This window comes from Xanthomonas sp. MUS 060 (assembly GCF_000963215.1).
Lineage (GTDB): Bacteria > Pseudomonadota > Gammaproteobacteria > Xanthomonadales > Xanthomonadaceae > Xanthomonas_A.
In genome coordinates this window covers 1-15,568 of sequence record NZ_JZIM01000032.1, presented here as the reverse complement: position 1 = coordinate 15,568, position 15,568 = coordinate 1, and the positions used below count along the sequence as shown (strand labels likewise).

The following is a 15,568-nucleotide window of genomic DNA, read 5'->3' as shown; positions in this document are numbered from 1 at the left end:
AAGGCGTCCCATCACAACACCATCAATTGGTAACTGCTGTCGATGACGATGCCGTCGCCAGGCTTGATCGCGCGTGAGAACGCCATGATCAGTGCGACGATGCCATCGATCTTGTTCTCTGGACGCTCCTTACGTGGATAGGTGTTGTCCTTCGCGTCCAGGTGCGCGACGACATTGCTGGCCATCCACGCCAGCACCGGGTCGCCGTCATGAACGAGTTTTTTCTGCAGCACCAGTGCTTCCAGGGTTTTCATCGGCTCTGAAAAATTGAGTACCGTTGGGCGCACTTCGATCATCGGCAGACCTTCAGCCAGCATTCGCGTGGACAACTGCGTGGCTTGGAAAGGATCGAAGGCCACGGCCTGAATTTCAAAACGCGAGGCCATCTGAGTCAGGTCCGCCTCGATCCAACTAAAATCGATCACATTGCCCACGGTGACCGTCAGCCGCCCGCTACGCATCCAGCCGGGATATTGGCTGTTGCCGGCGGCCTGGACCGTGTCCTCGGGCAGGTAATACTTGCCGAAGACCGCGTAGGCATCGGCGATTTGCGGGTGTTGGAACACCACCATGAGCGCGGCGATATCTGTCTTGCTGGCCAGATCCAGGCCGATCCAACAGGGGTGTCCATCAAAGTCATCCAGATCCAGAGTGGAGTCAGCGCATGCATCCCAGGCGCGCATGTCCATCCACGCGGTATGGGCGTTGACCCATTCGTTGAGGTGCTTGGTCTTGAAGTTGTTGATGGCGCTGGGCAGTTGCATGGCCTTGGCCTGCAGTGGTCCCAGCACCTCTGGACGCACCGAGATGCCCCAGTTCGGATTGGCCTTGATCAGCGCCTGCTCGGTGTCCCAGCTATCGCCCTCATCCAGACCGTAGATGATCCCGAACTGGGTATCGTCCTGGATCACACCATCGAGCAGCTTGGTAACGAAGGTCCTCACCTCATAGCAGATGCCAGCGCGGTTGCTGCCGGCGGTGGTGATCACCCACAGCAGCGAGTTGTCACGTTTACCCATGCCGGTTTCGACGACGTCGTAGACCGTGCGCGTCTTGTGGGCATGCAGTTCGTCGATGCAGCCGAAGTGGATGTTGAGTCCATCCAGCGTCGAGCCCTCGGCTGACAACGCTTCGAACTTGGAGCCGCTGCCCAGCACATGCATGTTGTGTGCGCCAACGTTCACCGCGAAGCGACTGCGGAACCCAGCGCTGCGTCGCGCCATGGTTTGTGCATCGCCGAACAAACGCGAGGCCATCTGAGTCAGGTCCGCCTCGATCCAACTAAAATCGATCACATTGCCCACGGTGACCGTCAGCCGCCCGCTACGCATCCAGCCGGGATATTGGCTGTTGCCGGCGGCCTGGACCGTGTCCTCGGGCAGGTAATACTTGCCGAAGACCGCGTAGGCATCGGCGATTTGCGGGTGTTGGAACACCACCATGAGCGCGGCGATATCTGTCTTGCTGGCCAGATCCAGGCCGATCCAACAGGGGTGTCCATCAAAGTCATCCAGATCCAGAGTGGAGTCAGCGCATGCATCCCAGGCGCGCATGTCCATCCACGCGGTATGGGCGTTGACCCATTCGTTGAGGTGCTTGGTCTTGAAGTTGTTGATGGCGCTGGGCAGTTGCATGGCCTTGGCCTGCAGTGGTCCCAGCACCTCTGGACGCACCGAGATGCCCCAGTTCGGATTGGCCTTGATCAGCGCCTGCTCGGTGTCCCAGCTATCGCCCTCATCCAGACCGTAGATGATCCCGAACTGGGTATCGTCCTGGATCACACCATCGAGCAGCTTGGTAACGAAGGTCCTCACCTCATAGCAGATGCCAGCGCGGTTGCTGCCGGCGGTGGTGATCACCCACAGCAGCGAGTTGTCACGTTTACCCATGCCGGTTTCGACGACGTCGTAGACCGTGCGCGTCTTGTGGGCATGCAGTTCGTCGATGCAGCCGAAGTGGATGTTGAGTCCATCCAGCGTCGAGCCCTCGGCTGACAACGCTTCGAACTTGGAGCCGCTGCCCAGCACATGCATGTTGTGTGCGCCAACGTTCACCGCGAAGCGACTGCGGAACCCAGCGCTGCGTCGCGCCATGGTTTGTGCATCGCCGAACACGATGCGCGCTTGGTCGCGCGTGGTGGCCAGGCTGTACACCTCGGCACCGCCCTCGCCATCGGCGGTGAGCATGTACAGGCTCACCGCCGAGGACAGCGTGGATTTGGCATTGCCGCGCGGCACCTCGATGTAGGAGCGACGAAACCGTCGCTTGCCATCGGGCCGCACCCAACCGAATACGGTGGAGAGGATGAACACCTGCCACGGTTCCAGCTGGATCGATGCGCCAGCCAGTGGACCTTTGACGTGCGGCAGCCGCTCGATGAAGGCGCACAGGTTGTCGGCCGGCAAAAAGGTGCGACCCTGCTTGTTGTCCTTCAGCTTCGGATTGAATCGGTAGGGACTGGCTTTGCCGGTGTAGCGCGCCAGGTCGTCCAGTTGGCGTTGGCAGGCACGTTGCACCCAGCGGCAGGCCAGGATGTCGCCGGCGACCACGGCTTCGGCATAGCGATAGGCGATCCTGGCGTAATGGGAGGTTGCTATCGCGTGCCTACCCGACGATGTCCGCCCAAGGGTCCAGGGCGTCTTCAGCGGTCTCCATGGGCAGGCTGACACGCGAGCGGGATGCCGGCGTAAAACCCATCTCGGTTGCCGCCTTGGTCATGATCTGCGCCTGCTTGTTGGCGATGGACAGATACGGTGACTGCATCGGCACGCCGGTGTTAGGCGCCTTCAATAGCAATCCGCTCTTGTTGATGCCGGTCTGTGCCTTGCGATACAGATCAGCGGCGCAGGCCCACACTTCCAGCACCGACATGTCCAGACGCTTGAGCAGATGCGGTGGTGCGCATTCCAGTGCGTAGCGCCAGGCTGACTTCGCTCCCTCGCTCATATAGTCGGGTGGCTCTGTCAGATCACCTTGTGGCTTGGGTTCGCCTAGATTGGTGCGGCACTTTTGTAGCGTGCCTTTGATCTGCTTGACGGTGGTTGGAAGACGCTTTCGTCCGGCCATATTGATTCCTTGCAGGGGGCCCCCCCCCTGTTTCATTTTGCACGCGCGAAAAATTGATGGGGCGAGCGGTCTTTTGCGATTGCATCGCAAGGATTTGACCCCCCTACCCAGCATCGGGTCCGGTTGATGCCCCGAGCATTGCTTGAGCTGCCTATGCGGCAGTGAACCCCCGTGACCGCTGCCTAGGGCGAAGCTGAAATTTCTGAGCTGCCTACACGGCAGTGAACGACGACGAGTTCCAGGATGCGGATGCCACTGTTTTCTGAGCTGCCTACACGGCAGTGAACGTCTTGCGCGCACCGGTCGATGCGCCCGTCAATTTCTGAGCTGCCTACACGGCAGTGAACCCCGCTGAATTCGCCCCCGAGCAGATCATCGATTTCTGAGCTGCCTACACGGCAGTGAACGCGGCCAGCTCTGCGCTCCGCTGCGGCTTCCGTTTCTGAGCTGCCTGCACGGCAGTTAACAATCCTCAGAATTATCGACTCCGGTGGGAGTGGCTGGTGTGGTTATGGCTGGGGGAGCTTCTATGGTGCGACCTTACATATGTGCCGTTCGAACGGTGATAGCCGCGCACGTGAACATCCGCAAACGCTGGGGCGATAGCAGCCATCAGTGCTGCCGCTAGCAAAATAGCTTTCATGTAGAACCCCTCTTCCTATTGCCAACATTGGCTCCCAGATAATAGCGCCATGGCTAAATGCGAGTGCAGACAGTTCTCTGAGCGGCCTACACGGCAGTGAATCGAGCATGCCATGACCGTTGTCATTGTGCATCTGTCCAGATTGTCTTCATCCAGCATCTTCGCGTCCCTGACGCCACTCCTGCGCCGTCTTGAGTACGTGACAGCGATGACAGATCGCCTGACAGTTGTTTGGATGATCGGTGCCGCCGAGTGACTTTGGGACGATGTGATCCACCGCCACAGCTGGCGTCAAGCGTCCTGACTGTTTGCATGGCTGGCACAGTCCTTGATCGCGCTGCATGACGACGGCGCGAAGTTTCTGCCACTTCGCGCCGTAGCCACGTTGATGTGCATTACGCCGGTCTTTGTGCCATCCCACCTTGTCACGTTGATGGTCGGCGCAGTAACCACCCCCGTGACCGCTGCCTAGGGCGAAGCTGAAATTTCTGAGCTGCCTACACGGCAGTGAACGACGACGAGTTCCAGGATGCGGATGCCACTGTTTTCTGAGCTGCCTACACGGCAGTGAACGTCTTGCGCGCACCGGTCGATGCGCCCGTCAATTTCTGAGCTGCCTACACGGCAGTGAACCCCGCTGAATTCGCCCCCGAGCAGATCATCGATTTCTGAGCTGCCTACACGGCAGTGAACGCGGCCAGCTCTGCGCTCCGCTGCGGCTTCCGTTTCTGAGCTGCCTGCACGGCAGTTAACAATCCTCAGAATTATCGACTCCGGTGGGAGTGGCTGGTGTGGTTATGGCTGGGGGAGCTTCTATGGTGCGACCTTACATATGTGCCGTTCGAACGGTGATAGCCGCGCACGTGAACATCCGCAAACGCTGGGGCGATAGCAGCCATCAGTGCTGCCGCTAGCAAAATAGCTTTCATGTAGAACCCCTCTTCCTATTGCCAACATTGGCTCCCAGATAATAGCGCCATGGCTAAATGCGAGTGCAGACAGTTCTCTGAGCGGCCTACACGGCAGTGAATCGAGCATGCCATGACCGTTGTCATTGTGCATCTGTCCAGATTGTCTTCATCCAGCATCTTCGCGTCCCTGACGCCACTCCTGCGCCGTCTTGAGTACGTGACAGCGATGACAGATCGCCTGACAGTTGTTTGGATGATCGGTGCCGCCGAGTGACTTTGGGACGATGTGATCCACCGCCACAGCTGGCGTCAAGCGTCCTGACTGTTTGCATGGCTGGCACAGTCCTTGATCGCGCTGCATGACGACGGCGCGAAGTTTCTGCCACTTCGCGCCGTAGCCACGTTGATGTGCATTACGCCGGTCTTTGTGCCATCCCACCTTGTCACGTTGATGGTCGGCGCAGTAACCAGAACCATCCGAAACCAGCTTGCCGCAACCAGGGTGGCGGCAGGGCGTGGGGGCTTTACGTGGCATTGATGGCCTGTTCGGGAAAGAAGCAAAAAATGTGCAAAAACCACTTGGCTTCTGACGTGATGGGAGCGTTCATGCGACCACCAACCAACACGTCTAGGACGATTCAAATGACCGCCCAGCTCACACCAACCCATGGCTCACGCCCATCAGTACACCGAGGGCAAGATCATTTGCTTTCCCGGCAACATCAGATGCGATTCGCCCGAGCAGGTAATTGAGGAACTCAGGGATCTCAAACTGATCACGGGCATCGGTGACGGCTGGTTAGTTAGCGCCGAGGGTTACAAGTCGTTGTGCATATCGGAAGATGAGTGAATCAGCGCCCAGGCGATAAAGGCCATCATCGAACAAGTCCAACCGCGCACTCGCGCCGTTGGCAGTGGGATTTACGCTGTCCCTGGCTGCTCGGCCTCAAGCGTTGAACCGAATTTCACACCATCGCTGGCGCGTATTGCGGCTTGTCCGGTGTAGTCCTGCCAGCGTCGCACGATCACGTCGACATACTTCGGATCAAGTTCGATCACGCGTGCGCGCCTGCCGGACTTCTCGCAGGCAATGAGCGTGGAGCCGGAGCCGCCGAATGGATCGAGCACGATGTCCTTGGTCTTGCTGCTGTTGCGCACGGCGCGCTCGACCAATTCGACAGGCTTCATGTTCGGATGCAGATCGTTCTTTTGTGGCTTCTTGATCTGCCAGACGTCACCCTGATCGCGTGCGCCGCACCAAAAGTGCTTGTTGCCATTGCGCCAGCCGTACAAGATGGGCTCGTACTGGCGCTGGTAGTCAGATTGACTCATTGTAAAGATGTCCTTTGCCCAGATGATGAAGGTCGACCAGAGACCGCCAGCGGCACGGAAAGCCGACTGCAGCGTATCGAGTTCCCTGCAACTCATGGCGATGTAGATCGCCCCCTTGGTGCAGCTCAGGATGTTTATGCATATTTCATCAAGGAATCTGCCAAAGTCTTTGCCCAGGTTGTCGTTTAGGATCGGGCGACCATTGCTACGCATCCTATTAGTCGCCGTGCTGGCGTATTTCACGTTGTAGGGTGGGTCGGTGAAGGTCATGTCGGCCAATTCGTTACCGAGTAGTCGTGTGTAGTCGTCCGCCTTGGTAGCGTCGCCGCACAGCAGTCTGTGGTCGCCCAGCAGCCACACGTCGCCTGCTTGAGAGATGGGGGTTTGCTGCACTTCCGGCACATTGTCCTCGTCGGTGAGCCCATCCTTGGCGGCGTCCTCACCGGTGATCAGTGCTTCCCATTCCTCTGGGGAGAAGCCGGTCAGGCCGAGATCGAAGCCTGCGTCTTGCAATTCGGACAATTCGATGCCGAGCAGGTTGTCATCCCAGGCGGCGTTCTCGCCGATCTTGTTGTCGGCCAGGATCAGCGCGCGGCGTTGCGTGTCGCTCAGGTGATCCAACGGGACGACCGGCACCTCGACCATGTCCAGCTGACGTGCCGCCAGCAGACGACCGTGTCCGGCGATCACATTGTTCTGGCCATCGATCAGGATCGGCGCACCCCAGCCGAATTCGCGAATGCTGGCGGCGATTTGCGCCACCTGGGCCTTCGAGTGCTGCTTGGCATTGCGGGCATAGGGAATCAGCGAATCGACCGGGCGGTAGTGGATCTGCAGTGCGCTCATCGGGACCTGAAAATAAAAAACCCGCCATGAGTCGTCCTCATGGGCGGGTTGATAGTGTTGGCCAGTCCTGTCGCCATGCCGAGTGGAGTGGCTGACAGGTCTGTCCAGAAGATAGCGGAAATACTACCCCCGACCGGCCTGTTGTGTTGCACGCCGCGATGACGTCAAAACAGACACGCATGGCAAAGCGTGGACAATCGGCGCAAGCATTACCTTGGGTTGCCCAGGTTTTTGGAAAGCAACCACAGGCCGTCGCGGTTGAGTTGTTCGGCGACGATCTCCAGTGCCTTGTGCCAACGTCGCCATGCCGTGGTGCGATCACAGGCGAAGCGAGTCGTGATGTCCCGCCAGCCGTAGCGTTTGGCGCGCATCCATACCAGGTGACGTTGTTCCACTTCCAGCCACAGTACCCATCGCATCGTCTCGAGCATGCGGTCGATATCCTGCGGGCTAGGTGGAAAGGGGCGATAGGGTCGATCCTCTGTGGCGAATGCCTCCCACTGCTGCCGCAGGATGTGGGGCCAGGCGTTGAAGTAACCGGGTGTCCGAACGCAAGGCAGTCGACGCCCAGTCGATGCAGCCTCTTCGAAGCGATGCGCAATCTCTTGGATCGTCCACGGAGCATGCCGTTTAACCATGGCGCTTGCTCCCATACAAACGCTCGCCGATGCGTCGCACGATTTCGCGCTCGATGAAATCCAGCCGCTCATCCTGCGCGTTGATGACCAAGATGGCTTGGTCGCGCCATCCTTGCCGTTTGATCGTCTCCACATCCACGCGCTCTGCCTGGAAACGTCCAAGCGGGCTGCGGTAGGTCGGGGTCGGGATTTTCATGACGTCACACTCCCTGTGTCTCGATGGCCCAGTGCAGCAGGGCCAGTGCATCGGCTTGGTTGTCATCGATGGGGGTATGACCGCGTCGCCGAGCGGAGGCGATCATGTCGTCTTTGCTTGCGTTGCCCTTGCCGGTGGCGTGCTTCTTGATCGTGCCGACCGGTACGCCCTGATAGGGGATCTGGTGGTGCTCGCACCATGCGGTCAGATGCCCCATGAAGCCACCATAGGCGTGGGCTGCATCGACGCCGGCATGTCGGCGCACCTCCTCGAAGTACACGGTGTGGATGTGATTGCAGGTGGAGAGCACTTCGTTGAGCCAGCGCTTGAAGCGCAGGAAGCGCATGCCGCCGCCTTCGAATCGCTGCGGGGTGAAATGTTCGGTGCCGCTGTTGATGGTGCCGTCTAGCTAGGTGCTGCAGTGCCCACCCGGTGTGAGTGCCTAGGTCCAGGGTCAGGATCGTCGTGTTCATCGTCAAGTGCTCCAAGTCGGGAGGGGGCGAGTGACGGATGCGACGGGTTTTCTGTATAACTTCTCTTATGTGCGCGCGCACGTGTAGCGCATTAATCAGAAAACCCGTCAGTCACATCCGTCACTCGCCCTGTTGTTTCAGTCATCGCGATAGGGGGTGTGATGGTTGTGCGGCTTGGGTCTGAGGGTGATGCCAGCCATGCCGCGTGCGCCTCCGGTCAACCGGCACTTGTCGAACTTGCGCGTCGCCATCAGCTCGGAGAAGCGTTTGACCGAGCCAACGTATTCGCCTGCACGCTCTGCCCATTCGCGCCAGTCTGCGAAGAGTTCGGAGACGCCCTTGCGGTAGGTCTTGTCCAGCAGGCAGCGCTCCTCGATCCATTGACCGAGTGCGTCCTCGGCCTCGAAATACTCATCGGTCGCCGAAGCCACGCAAGCGGCTGGCTTCAAACCCTGGTGTTGCCAGAGACCGCAGCCTTCCACGGCCCAGGCCAGAATTCCATCGCGCTCTTTGAGCAGCTTCTCCGTGAGGCGACCATCGCGCCGTTCGGGTGGGATGGTGACGGTGAACGGGATCAGGTGCAGTCGTCGCTTCATTGCCTCGTCCACGTTGCGAATCGAGGGCTTGTGATTGCCTGCGATCACCAACTTGAATTGCGGCACGTACTCGAAGAAGTCCTGGCGCATGAAGCGCGCCGAGACCTTGTCGCCACCGGTGATGGCTTTGACCTTCGATTCGTTCCAGCGCCGTCCCTGCTCGGTTTCGATGCTGCAGACGAAACGTGCACCACGCAGGCCGGCAAGATCGGTCGGATGCCGGTCCGTGCGTGCCTCCATGAACGTCTCCATCGGCGCGTTGGCCGCGTAGTCGCCCAGGATTGTCGTCAGCACATTGACGAACACCGACTTGCCGTTTGCGCCCGTGCCGTACAGGCATCCGTCACTCGCCCTGTTGTTTCAGTCATCGCGATAGGGGGTGTGATGGTTGTGCGGCTTGGGTCTGAGGGTGATGCCAGCCATGCCGCGTGCGCCTCCGGTCAACCGGCACTTGTCGAACTTGCGCGTCGCCATCAGCTCGGAGAAGCGTTTGACCGAGCCAACGTATTCGCCTGCACGCTCTGCCCATTCGCGCCAGTCTGCGAAGAGTTCGGAGACGCCCTTGCGGTAGGTCTTGTCCAGCAGGCAGCGCTCCTCGATCCATTGACCGAGTGCGTCCTCGGCCTCGAAATACTCATCGGTCGCCGAAGCCACGCAAGCGGCTGGCTTCAAACCCTGGTGTTGCCAGAGACCGCAGCCTTCCACGGCCCAGGCCAGAATTCCATCGCGCTCTTTGAGCAGCTTCTCCGTGAGGCGACCATCGCGCCGTTCGGGTGGGATGGTGACGGTGAACGGGATCAGGTGCAGTCGTCGCTTCATTGCCTCGTCCACGTTGCGAATCGAGGGCTTGTGATTGCCTGCGATCACCAACTTGAATTGCGGCACGTACTCGAAGAAGTCCTGGCGCATGAAGCGCGCCGAGACCTTGTCGCCACCGGTGATGGCTTTGACCTTCGATTCGTTCCAGCGCCGTCCCTGCTCGGTTTCGATGCTGCAGACGAAACGTGCACCACGCAGGCCGGCAAGATCGGTCGGATGCCGGTCCGTGCGTGCCTCCATGAACGTCTCCATCGGCGCGTTGGCCGCGTAGTCGCCCAGGATTGTCGTCAGCACATTGACGAACACCGACTTGCCGTTTGCGCCCGTGCCGTACAGGAAAAACAGCGCGTGTTCGCTGGTGACGCCTGTCAGGCAGTAGCCGACCATCATTTGCAGGTAGGCGATCAACTCGGTGTCCCCCCCTGTGATGTCGGCGAGGAACGCGCGCCAGATCGGACAGCGCGTGTCCGTCGTGCTCTGCGGCGTGGCGGTGGTCACCTTGGTCATCCTGTCATCGCGACGGTGCGCCCGCATCGTGCCCGTGCGCAGATCGACCACCCCGCCTGGCGTGTTGAGCGCCCAGACGTTGGCGTCCCACTCTTCGGCGGTCGAGGCATGTTGGGGGTCCGAGCGTGCGATCTTCTCGACCGAGGAAATCGTCGCCGAACTGGCGAGCTTGCTCGTGAGCCTGGGGTGGTCAGCCTTGAGCGAGGCCATCCGGCAGATGCCGCGCGCAAGATGCCAAACGTACAGCACCTGATCGGGATTCCAGCGCGCGCCCGTCCAGACCAGCCATTTGCCCCACAGCGCGCAGTAGCGCCAGTCCTGGCCATAGCGGCGAGTGAAGGCCGAAGCCAACCCGTCCTCGGTCGTCCAGTCCAGACCACTCAACAGCTCAGGTGAGGAGGATTCTTCGACAGGTTGCGTCACCGGTATCCGTTCGCCAGCGGCGAGGAAGCCGCCAACGTCGAATCCCTCGGAGATGGCATCGGCCGCGTCCCAGCCTTCCGGCTTGTCATCAGGTGGGACCAGAATGGCAACCGTGGTCGCGCCCGCGCCCAGAATCGCCTGCGAGGCGCGGTTGGCATAGTCCCACCCTGGGGGATCGCGGTCAGGCCAGATCAGCACAGACTTACCCGTCAATGGCGACCAGTCGGTCTTGTTGATCGGGGCGTTGGCACCGTTCATGGCGGTGGTCGCCACAACGCCGATGCCGATCAAGGCTTGCGCGCACTTTTCGCCTTCGACCAGCACGACCTGGCTGGCCGTCACCAACCCCGGTTGGTTGTACAGGGGGCGAGGGTCGGGTGGTGTCATCTTGCCGCGCTTGGCATCCCACGGCCTGTATTGCTTCTTGCGCCCGTGCGGGTCGTAGCGGTAGACGATGGCGATCAACTTACCGTCGGCATCGAGGTAGTTCCACTTGCCGGTAGCGGGGCCGAGATCGACCACGGGCGCTTGCCTGCTGGCCTTGCGCACTGGGGCCGAACGGACGCGGCCGAGCAGATCTGCGGCCTCATCCAGCACCTTCGGGAAGTCGGTATGCACGTCGGTACCAAGGTGGGCGGCGATCAGATCAAAGAGATCGCCGCCCTCGCCAGTGGCACGATCAATCCACAGGCCCGCCTTGTCTCCTGCCAGGACAACTTCGAGACTGTCGCCCGCGTTGCCCAGCGTGTCGCCGATGAAGAACTTCGTGCCGCGCTTCTTGCCGGCGGGAAACACGGTGGTCAACACAGACTCCAGGCGTGCGATCAGGCTTGTGCGGATCTCGACGCGTTCGATGTTGCTGCGATGTTTGTTGGAGTCGATCATTCGGCTCCCTCGGTCGCGTCACCAACCTTCGGCGTGTCACCGCGCTGGACGAGCGTGCTGCGTGCAGCCCATGCGGACAGTTCCGAGAGGCGGTAGCGCACAAGCCCTCCCAGCAGATAGTGCGGAATCCGATATTTGCTACGCATCGCCTGGTCGGAGAACCAGTAGTAGGGCAGGCGCAATGCAGCCGCTGCGTATTTGGCATCGACCATGGGTTCGATGCTCTCGACGGGATGGGGGTGGGTCATGTTCAGCCATCCCATGCAACGTCGGCGATGCGGTCCGCCCCACACGCGCAGCGTTTGCGTAGCTCGTTGTGGAGTTCTTCCAATGCGGTGCGATGGCGGCTCAGTGCCACAGACTCGGTGTTGATGGTCTGGATGGCGAAGGCCAGCTCGTCGACCGTGGCGTTTTGGAGTGCGACAACGACGTGTTGCCCGTCGGCCCGGTGATAGTGGATTTCTTCAGGCAGATGTTCGCCGTAGACGTAAAACAGCTTCTGGCGCAGCGATGTGATCAGGTTCATGCGTGTAGCTCCAAATCGAAGGGCTGGGGAAGGGGCGTCGTGTCAGGGTCCAAAGTGCGTGCGGTAGCGAACGCACATCGCGGCGATGTCGGTGTCTGATCGCGCATCGCCGTCCTGCTCACGGATAGGCCCGAGCGAAGGTCGAGTAGCGCGAGACGCGTTGCTCGAAGGCTTCGACGTCGCGGATCAGGTAGGTGACGCGTGCTCCGAGCTTGCAGAAGACCGGGCCGAGTTGTTCCTGGCGCCAGCGGCGCAGGGTCTTGACGGAGAGTCCCCAGCGCGCGGCCAGTTCGCTCTCGTCAAGGGCGATGCGGGTGGTGCTACCGGGATCTTTGCTTTCACAAAGTTGAGCGATTTGTGTGGCGGGAAGTCGGGTTGTCATGTCGATGCGCCTCTTGAGTGAAATGGGCGCAGCGAAGTTTCCACACGAATTCATGGTTCGTGTATGGTCGGATTTATGGTCGGATTTATGGTTTGCGCCGTAGCCGGTATTTGCCGCGCTTGACCAGCCAGAACACGTCCTCGCGCTCGGCCTTGCCGCCGAAGGCATCATCGAAGGACTGGTAGCCGGTGTTGGCGATGCGGTTGACCTGCGCCCACGACATCTCGGGAGCGAGCTGGCCGTCGGTCCCCCACATGTGTTTGATGATCTTGGCGCGCTCGCGGGACAATTCACGCCAAGTCACGAAGTGGGGAAGCTTCAGGCGTTGGCCCTGTAAGAACTGCTCCGGTTCCGTTACCTCGGCGGACGCGAGATGACCACGCAAGACGCGGTCGAAGGCACTCGCATCGAAGATGTCCCTGCCGTCGTCCACGCGAACGAACTCGTCGAGAGAGCGCATGGCGTGGTCACGTGGTAGTACGGCGGTCAGCGAGGGCGGTGGAGCCAATAGGACGCCACTGCGTGGCCAGATGGCATCGGCCAGCGCCGTTGCCATCTCGATTTTCGGCGCGCGCTGGAAAGCGCGCGCCACGAACACCGGTGCGAAATCGTGGGTGCCTATGATCCGTGCATCGCCAAGATGCCACAGGTGATCGGGCACGCTGACACGGCTGGTGGAGCGCTGACGTTCCTCGATCCCGATCAACCAGGCCAAATCGTCGAGCCATACGTCCAACCGCAACGTGTACAGGGCAATCTCCGTCAAGGGTCTGGTGATCATCCTGCCGCGCTGCTGTGGGCTGCGATACCGGTAGACCGCCGCATCCGGATCGGCTTGGATCTGGACCTCTTGTTGCGAGTCCAAGAACGGCACCATCACGTGGGTGAGGTATCCGCTCTCGGTGATCCAGCGTCGATGCAAAAAATCGGCGCTGGATCGACCGAGCGTCTTGGCCATCACGGGTGCGTCAAGTCGTTGCCGCCGATCCAGGACGTTGAAAAACTCCACGTAAGCTGACATCGCTTGCGCCCCTTCAGCCCTCGCGAAGCACGCCGATGCGCGCAAGTTGCTGCAGGACGCGCTTGCGATCATCCTCGGTCTTGCTCTTGTCGTTCAAACCGTTCGGTGCGGTGATCTGGACGGCGAGGTTATGTGCCTTGCGGTGCTGCTGTTTGGCCATCCGGAACACGAGTTTGACTTGTGTCACGGTGTACCTGGTCAGATCGTCGATGCCGTAGTCGTCGTTGGCGACCTGATAGATGGTGCGGGTATCGCGCCGATCCCGACCGATGAGCAGGGTGCTGGACAGGTGCTGCGCGATGGCGCGTTCGTTGGCTTCGTCGGTGGTCATCTGCTCGAACAGGTGCTCGACCTTGAGTTGGAGGATCGTGATTTTTTCGACTCCGGCCACACGCTCGTGTTCCAAGCGCGCGAGCATCTCGGGCGTGGAGAAGCCAAAGATGTCGAATTCGCGCAGGGGGATGTCGGCAATGCCGTCATTGCAGGCGAGTGCAACATCGCGGAAGACAGTGGCCAACTCGCGGCGAATTTCACGGTCCTCGCAATGCACGCTGAGCGCGCCGGTCTGTGGCTCCCATGAAAAACAGGCCGACATCGCAACGGGCACTTCATGATCTTGGATCTCGCCGTCCTTGACCTGCTGGTAGTGGGTTGTCGTGCCATTGAATGTGGCGGTGAGGGTGTGCAGGAGGACGGAGTCGGCGTCATCTGCATCCTGCCCGCTGCTGGGGGCGGCAGGCGCAAGGTCGCGCTGGGTGAATTGCTCGATGAGGATTTGGTCGGGTGGTACCTGCGGGAACAGCGCGGTGATGCGCCTGCGCAAGGCGTCCTCAACATCGGGGCCGATCTGCGGCACGGCGCCCTTGGGACCAAGGTAGTGGCTGGAGTAGTTCTCGCTCTTCCATTGCCGGTGCATCGCCTGCAAGCGTTCGGCATGCTCAAAGCGTGGATCAGGCTTGGCCCCGTCGGGGGGGAAGTCCTGCAACAGGTACAAGTACAGCGCGCGACTATGGCGGTCGCTGGGCATTCCAAGAACCTCGGCGTCGCCGTGTTCGTCGAGCAGCGACTGGATGGCTTGAGCGCCGTACTCATCGTCCAGCAGCATGATGCGCTCGGCGGCGTGTTCGATGCGACGCCGGAGCGTGGCGTCGAGCGTTGCGACCCGCTGGAACATTGCCTTGCGCCCGGCAACGGATAACGGTCCGCTGGTCGCATCCGCCAGCGTCGCCGCCTCGGGCAATGGGCAGTCACCGGCCCGCTCGATCAGCAGCAAGACCTGGCGCGGATGCTTGACCTTGCGTAACAACGTGACGAAGTGCTGCATGTCCGGCAGGGTGAGCGGACCTGCATCATCCGATTGGCATTTGCGGTCCTGCTTGCCAGGCGGGTTTTCCGAAGCAGATGTGGTGTGCTGTCCATGATTGGAGGAGGTTACTGACATAGGCAAATTCCATTTCTGAAAATTACACGATTGCGCGAACTGTTAATTTCAAAGTGCAAAGAATGCCGACGCGCAGTCGGCAGCGAGAGCGGCGCCGCGTCAGTGCATTCGGGCCTCCTGATGAAGAAGGGCGTCTGGCTTCACCCGCACGGGGGAGTCGGGTTCATCGGACAGGGTGATCAGCGCCAGCGCTTGGCTGGGCGTATCGGCAGCAGGCGACACTTACTGGTCCTTTTTGCTGCGCTTGCGGTACATCCGCACCAGATTCCCCACATCGTTGCGAATGTCGGGCGGAAGACGGCTGGCTTCCACGAAGGCGTCGTCGGAGTGCAAGTCCAAGATGTCCGCTGCCTTCTGGATCAGTTCGTCCTTGGGCGGCTTTTCAATGTCGCGTTCGATCCGCGACCAGTAAGCGGGGGAGATCGCAAGTTGTCGCGCGAGGTCATTCATTTGAATGCCTTTTTCCTTGCGCTTCTTGCGGATGAATGCGCCAAATGTCATGGCGATAACCTAATTCCGTTTTTGGTTAATGCAGCAATGATCCTATCGCTCACCTGAGCCGTTGCTAAATTTTCTACAGGTGCGCCATCGAGGGCGACGAACCATCGGCCATTACCCTGTGTTGCCATCCACTTCGGAAGTTTAGGCGCACGATCCTCGACGGTTGCTATTCCCCGGAGCCGTCATGAAGCACCTCGAACTTGCACCTGCTGTGACGCTGAGCGCCAGCGCGCGTGCCCAGGAGATCACCACCATCCTTGCGGCGGCAATCGTCCGTACTTTTGTTGCGCAAGTGCGACCCAGTGCCGAGAGTGGACTTGCCTTTTTGCCCGACCAGAGCGTCCATACAACTCCCTATCCGC

General features: G+C 60.3%; 17 protein-coding genes and 2 CRISPR repeat arrays. Of the genes, 3 read left to right on the top strand and 14 right to left on the bottom strand.

What is annotated here, in order from left to right:
• Positions 1-11: 11 nt before the first annotated feature.
• Together XANALMUS060_RS21410 and XANALMUS060_RS15770 are read right to left on the bottom strand one after the other, a co-directional pair.
• The gene (locus XANALMUS060_RS21410) at positions 12-2,549 is read right to left on the bottom strand and encodes a terminase TerL endonuclease subunit (RefSeq protein ID WP_200894066.1); all 2,538 of its coding nucleotides are present in this window, start codon (positions 2,547-2,549) and stop codon (positions 12-14) included.
• A gap of 55 nt (positions 2,550-2,604) precedes the next feature.
• A complete protein-coding gene (locus tag XANALMUS060_RS15770) occupies positions 2,605-3,066 on the bottom strand; it encodes a phage terminase small subunit P27 family (protein ID WP_045739245.1) in 462 nt (153 codons plus the stop codon).
• 139 nt (positions 3,067-3,205) lie between these two features.
• Positions 3,206-3,533: direct repeats of the CRISPR family, unit length 28 nt; unit sequence TTTCTGAGCTGCCTACACGGCAGTGAAC.
• Between the two features lie 288 nt (positions 3,534-3,821).
• On the opposite strand from XANALMUS060_RS15770, the gene XANALMUS060_RS22250 reads away from it, so the two are divergent.
• The 3 genes from XANALMUS060_RS22250 (at position 3,822) to XANALMUS060_RS15755 (ending at position 5,470) form a co-directional block, all read left to right on the top strand.
• The gene (locus XANALMUS060_RS22250) at positions 3,822-3,965 is read left to right on the top strand and encodes a hypothetical protein (protein WP_235430551.1); all 144 of its coding nucleotides are present in this window, start codon (positions 3,822-3,824) and stop codon (positions 3,963-3,965) included.
• Between the two features lie 228 nt (positions 3,966-4,193).
• A CRISPR array of direct repeats spans positions 4,194-4,462; the repeat unit is 28 nt; unit sequence TTTCTGAGCTGCCTACACGGCAGTGAAC.
• A gap of 288 nt (positions 4,463-4,750) precedes the next feature.
• Positions 4,751-4,894: a hypothetical protein gene (locus XANALMUS060_RS22245; protein ID WP_235430551.1), complete on the top strand. Its 144-nt coding sequence runs from the start codon at positions 4,751-4,753 to the stop codon at positions 4,892-4,894.
• Between the two features lie 393 nt (positions 4,895-5,287).
• Positions 5,288-5,470 (top strand): hypothetical protein, encoded by a 183-nt coding sequence (locus XANALMUS060_RS15755; protein WP_045739242.1) that lies wholly within the window; start codon positions 5,288-5,290, stop codon positions 5,468-5,470.
• Between the two features lie 71 nt (positions 5,471-5,541).
• Here the strand turns inward: XANALMUS060_RS15755 and XANALMUS060_RS15750 are convergent, their stop codons facing one another.
• The 12 genes from XANALMUS060_RS15750 to XANALMUS060_RS15695 form a co-directional block, all read right to left on the bottom strand.
• Entirely contained in the window at positions 5,542-6,798 is a 1,257-nt protein-coding gene (locus XANALMUS060_RS15750) for a site-specific DNA-methyltransferase (RefSeq protein ID WP_045739241.1), read from the bottom strand.
• A 209-nt stretch (positions 6,799-7,007) separates the two neighbouring features.
• The gene (locus XANALMUS060_RS15745; protein WP_045739240.1) at positions 7,008-7,436 is read right to left on the bottom strand and encodes a DUF6362 family protein; all 429 of its coding nucleotides are present in this window, start codon (positions 7,434-7,436) and stop codon (positions 7,008-7,010) included.
• Complete coding sequence (locus XANALMUS060_RS15740; protein ID WP_045739239.1) at positions 7,429-7,632, bottom strand: hypothetical protein; 204 nt, start codon at positions 7,630-7,632, stop codon at positions 7,429-7,431. Before XANALMUS060_RS15740 ends, XANALMUS060_RS15745 begins: the two co-directional genes overlap by 8 nt.
• Before the next feature lie 4 nt (positions 7,633-7,636).
• On the bottom strand, positions 7,637-7,978 hold the full coding sequence (locus XANALMUS060_RS15735) for a hypothetical protein (RefSeq protein ID WP_235430549.1): 342 nt from the start codon (positions 7,976-7,978) through the stop codon (positions 7,637-7,639).
• 264 nt (positions 7,979-8,242) lie between these two features.
• Complete coding sequence (locus XANALMUS060_RS15730) at positions 8,243-9,037, bottom strand: phage/plasmid primase, P4 family (RefSeq protein WP_200894067.1); 795 nt, start codon at positions 9,035-9,037, stop codon at positions 8,243-8,245.
• 24 nt (positions 9,038-9,061) lie between these two features.
• Positions 9,062-11,335 carry a phage/plasmid primase, P4 family gene (locus tag XANALMUS060_RS15725; RefSeq protein WP_045739238.1) on the bottom strand — a complete coding sequence of 758 codons (2,274 nt, stop codon included), beginning with the start codon at positions 11,333-11,335 and terminating at the stop codon, positions 9,062-9,064.
• Positions 11,332-11,583: a hypothetical protein gene (locus XANALMUS060_RS15720; RefSeq protein WP_045739237.1), complete on the bottom strand. Its 252-nt coding sequence runs from the start codon at positions 11,581-11,583 to the stop codon at positions 11,332-11,334. Before XANALMUS060_RS15720 ends, XANALMUS060_RS15725 begins: the two co-directional genes overlap by 4 nt.
• A gap of 2 nt (positions 11,584-11,585) precedes the next feature.
• Positions 11,586-11,861 (bottom strand): hypothetical protein, encoded by a 276-nt coding sequence (locus tag XANALMUS060_RS15715; protein WP_045739236.1) that lies wholly within the window; start codon positions 11,859-11,861, stop codon positions 11,586-11,588.
• A gap of 118 nt (positions 11,862-11,979) precedes the next feature.
• A complete protein-coding gene (locus XANALMUS060_RS15710) occupies positions 11,980-12,243 on the bottom strand; it encodes a helix-turn-helix domain-containing protein (RefSeq protein WP_152640541.1) in 264 nt (87 codons plus the stop codon).
• 85 nt (positions 12,244-12,328) lie between these two features.
• Complete coding sequence (locus XANALMUS060_RS15705) at positions 12,329-13,264, bottom strand: hypothetical protein (protein WP_045739235.1); 936 nt, start codon at positions 13,262-13,264, stop codon at positions 12,329-12,331.
• Between the two features lie 13 nt (positions 13,265-13,277).
• Positions 13,278-14,705 carry a hypothetical protein gene (locus XANALMUS060_RS15700; RefSeq protein ID WP_045739234.1) on the bottom strand — a complete coding sequence of 476 codons (1,428 nt, stop codon included), beginning with the start codon at positions 14,703-14,705 and terminating at the stop codon, positions 13,278-13,280.
• Between the two features lie 222 nt (positions 14,706-14,927).
• Positions 14,928-15,206 (bottom strand): helix-turn-helix transcriptional regulator, encoded by a 279-nt coding sequence (locus XANALMUS060_RS15695; protein WP_045739233.1) that lies wholly within the window; start codon positions 15,204-15,206, stop codon positions 14,928-14,930.
• Positions 15,207-15,568: the final 362 nt, after the last annotated feature.